This is a genomic window from Curvibacter lanceolatus ATCC 14669 (assembly GCF_000381265.1).
Lineage (GTDB): Bacteria > Pseudomonadota > Gammaproteobacteria > Burkholderiales > Burkholderiaceae_C > Curvibacter > Curvibacter lanceolatus.
On the sequence record NZ_KB906313.1, the window covers coordinates 1 to 2,497 of the forward strand.

The 2,497-nt window shown below is 52.6% G+C and carries 3 protein-coding genes and 1 pseudogene; 1 reads left to right on the forward strand and 3 read right to left on the reverse strand.

Features of this window, described 5'->3' with window-relative positions; translation table 11 throughout:
* Window positions 1-222 precede the first annotated feature (222 nt).
* The 3 genes from F624_RS0131830 to F624_RS0131840 are packed head-to-tail and all read right to left on the reverse strand — an operon-like array spanning window position 223 to window position 1,892.
* Complete coding sequence (locus F624_RS0131830) at window positions 223-879, reverse strand: DUF799 domain-containing protein (RefSeq protein ID WP_031257009.1); 657 nt, start codon at window positions 877-879, stop codon at window positions 223-225.
* Window positions 866-1,228 (reverse strand): DUF4810 domain-containing protein, encoded by a 363-nt coding sequence (locus F624_RS0131835; protein ID WP_031257011.1) that lies wholly within the window; start codon window positions 1,226-1,228, stop codon window positions 866-868. The genes F624_RS0131830 and F624_RS0131835 overlap by 14 nt, the downstream gene beginning before the upstream one ends.
* Window positions 1,229-1,232: 4 nt before the next feature.
* The gene (locus F624_RS0131840) at window positions 1,233-1,892 is read right to left on the reverse strand and encodes a CsgG/HfaB family protein (RefSeq protein WP_031257013.1); all 660 of its coding nucleotides are present in this window, start codon (window positions 1,890-1,892) and stop codon (window positions 1,233-1,235) included.
* A gap of 495 nt (window positions 1,893-2,387) precedes the next feature.
* On the opposite strand from F624_RS0131840, the pseudogene F624_RS36575 reads away from it, so the two are divergent.
* Window positions 2,388-2,497 (forward strand): annotated as a pseudogene (locus F624_RS36575) (EAL domain-containing protein); the annotation flags it as partial.

Genomic DNA, 2,497 nt, shown 5'->3' on the forward strand with positions numbered 1-2,497 from the left:
GCCCATTGGGACCAGCTGGCCAGCCTGGGCTGCGACTATGCCCAGGGCTACTTCATTGCCCGGCCCATGCCGCCGGAAGAGTTTCAGGCCTGGCGCCTGGCCTATGAAAGCGGACGGCAAGCCGAGAGAGCCCGCCAAGGCGGTTGACCTGCACTCAGCCACTGATGGCCCCTCAACCGCGCCACCAGACGGATTCAGAAGGGCACGGCTACCGCACAACCTTCAGCGCTTTGGGTAGGCGGGATGGCGGGGGCCCGGAATCAAGGCCCCTGGGCTCTGCACGGAAAGCAGGCGCTGCGTCGTCATGCCTGCGATGGGGTAGCTCTGATCGAATGCAGCAGCCATCACCTGCTTGACCAGCGCCGAAATCAGCATTCCAGCAATACCGCCGCTGTTTTGAGACTGTTCTTCGGAGGAGGCCCGTGCCACACCCTGCCAAAGCTCATCGCCAGTTCTGAGATCCACCAACCGCCCCTCTGCAGTCACAACTGTTGCGCTGCCGATCACATAATATTTTGACCCATACTCCTTAATATCAATGTACAAGGCCGCATCCGCCCCAAAGACCTCTCTTAATTTTGCTATATCAATCGCGTGTACATCATCGGCAACGGTCATGCCTTGAGCTTTGAAATGCTCATCAACCAAGGAAATTGGCAAAACATAAAACCCTGCCTCCGCCACCGGTCGAGACGTTTGAGCGTAAACGCCATAAGTGGCCTTGATATCAGGACTGCTATTTTTTGGCGGCAAGATCAAAATCGTCTTAGGATCAGCCGCCCGGAATGCCGAGTAATCCTTAGGCTTGGGTGCCGCACAACCCACCAATGCGGTTAAGCCCAGCAAAGCCACATACAGCATGACTCTATTTTTTAGCATCAAGCATCCCCAATTTCGATTGGCCCATCAGACTGTCAATATAAGTCTTCGACTCCGGGAAGCTATCCTTCTCCATTTGCAAAGCCACCATCTGATCAGCGTCCCGACCCACCTGCCCATAGAGAACGGCCAAATGTGCCATGTACCCTGGCGGCAAAGACTGCCCAGCCTCCCGCACGATTTTTGCGTGTTTTTCCATCACATCAATCTGGGCCTGAGGTGACTCACTTTTGAAGTGTGAATACAACTGCGCTTCATAGGGCCCCCACTGATACAAGGTGGGTGGGCCTGCACAAGCAGCCAAAACAATCGAAGCCGTTGCCAATGAAAGCCAAGAATAGATTCGCATGGCATTACCTCGAAGCCTGCGCTTTGAACGCACCGGCATCTGCAGCCGTGGCCAACTGATCAACAGCCTGACGGATTGCCAAATCGAGCACCTTGCCATTCAGCGTGGCGTCGTATCCAGCCGTACCACCAAAGCCGATCACTTCGCGATTGGACAAGGAGTATTCACCGGCACCCTGGGCCGAATAAATCACCTCGGAGGTTGCAGGGTCTACCACATTAAGCACAACCTTCGCATATGCAATTTGCTCTTTGCCGCGACCCAATATGCCGAATAGCTGATGATCGCCCACCTCTTTACGACCAAACTCGGTCACATCACCGGCAATCAAAAAATCGGCTCCTTTTAATTTCTGAGACTGATTTTTTATCTTGGCCTCTTGGCTTGATTCACTCATGTTCTCACGATCAAGCACAGCAAATCGATTGGACTGTTGCAGATGGGATGTCAATATGGTTTTTGACTGATTACCAAGACGATCAATCCCATCACTAAAAATACCCCTTTGAAACGGCGATCTGTTTTCAAACTTGCCAATCGAAATAGGCAGTTTTTGACCTGAAAAACTACTCGAAGCAGCAGCCACTGTCTTTGTTTCAAGCACACGGGAATTTTCTGTTGCACAACCTGCCAATGTTGCAAGCACGCAAGCACCAGCCAACATTGCATTCAACCGGATATTCAAACCTGGACTCCTTGAACATGTATACCAACCTGAACCTGGCATCGTGAGATAGCAATCAAATGCGTTGATTCGCAACTCAACGAGTGACCGTCTGGTAGTACAGCATTTCCGTCGGCGCGGCAGAAAAAGAAAATGTAAGAAAACCCACACACTGCAGGCATTCAGCCGCCCGGAATGTGTTCCAAGTAGCCCGTTGTCGATCCGCTTGAATCAAGACACAAGCCGTTCAATCTGAAAATCCAGAAATATTGAAACAAACATGGATCCGACCTGCAAGCACAAAACCACCGCTATAGCTTTTTGTTGCACTCTCAGAAAAGGAGCAGCCCACTCACAAAGATCGTGACGCCAATACACGCTCTTGGCTGATGCCTGTGGCATTCCTTTTGGCACCAATCCGTGCGCACATGCGCAACGCTCACCAAGCCCTGGACGAACGCCACCACACCAGTTGAGATCAAGCGATTCAAGCAGCGCAAAACCGTGGCAGAAGGCGTCGAAACCCAGGCCCATTGGGACCAGCTGGCCAGCCTGGGCTGCGACTATGCCCAGGGCTACTTCATTGCCCGGCCCATGCCGCCGGA